The 479-nt window shown below is 39.2% G+C and carries 2 protein-coding genes; one reads left to right on the forward strand and one right to left on the reverse strand.

What is annotated here, in order from left to right:
- On the forward strand, positions 1-203 hold a 203-nt coding region (locus ENE75_RS26035; protein ID WP_233259280.1), incomplete at its 5' end, for a hypothetical protein.
- A 58-nt stretch (positions 204-261) separates the two neighbouring features.
- On the opposite strand, the gene ENE75_RS26040 is transcribed toward ENE75_RS26035, so the two are convergent.
- Positions 262-479, reverse strand: a 218-nt coding sequence (locus ENE75_RS26040) for a hypothetical protein (RefSeq protein ID WP_158289099.1), incomplete at its 5' end; no start/stop codon positions are given.

Raw genomic sequence — 479 nt, forward strand, 5'->3', positions numbered from 1 at the left:
TCCGCAACAGAATTTATATTGCTTGTGGCATAGTTATACTTGTGAGCATTGCAGGCATTGCAGTTATTGGCGTAATACCATCGTGGTACAAAGCTTTAAAACATTTAAAACCGATCTACGCTTTAGAAACAGTTGCGTTACTTGCATTCGGTTATTCCTGGCTCATAAAAGGCGAAACATTTTTTAAGGACGAGACGAAATAAAATTATGAATCAAAAGCAGTTTGCTGTTGCTGCTGCTTTAAAGCATTCCCTTTGGGTTTCAGGAAAGCCGTAGATGCATTGCAACTGTTTCCATTTCACCTTTTACCAATTGTTCAATATTTCCGTTGTAATAAGATACACGGTTGCTGATGCTGTTTTGCACAGTTGCTTTCTGTTGCTGCAGAAAACGAAACTGCAGATCGTTCTGCGATAAACGAATTGTAATTTTTCCCGGCTTATACAGGATCTCTGCCTTTATGGTTACAGCTGCGGAAT

Source organism: Rubrivivax albus (genome assembly GCF_004016515.1).
Classification (GTDB): domain Bacteria; phylum Pseudomonadota; class Gammaproteobacteria; order Burkholderiales; family Burkholderiaceae_C; genus Rubrivivax; species Rubrivivax albus.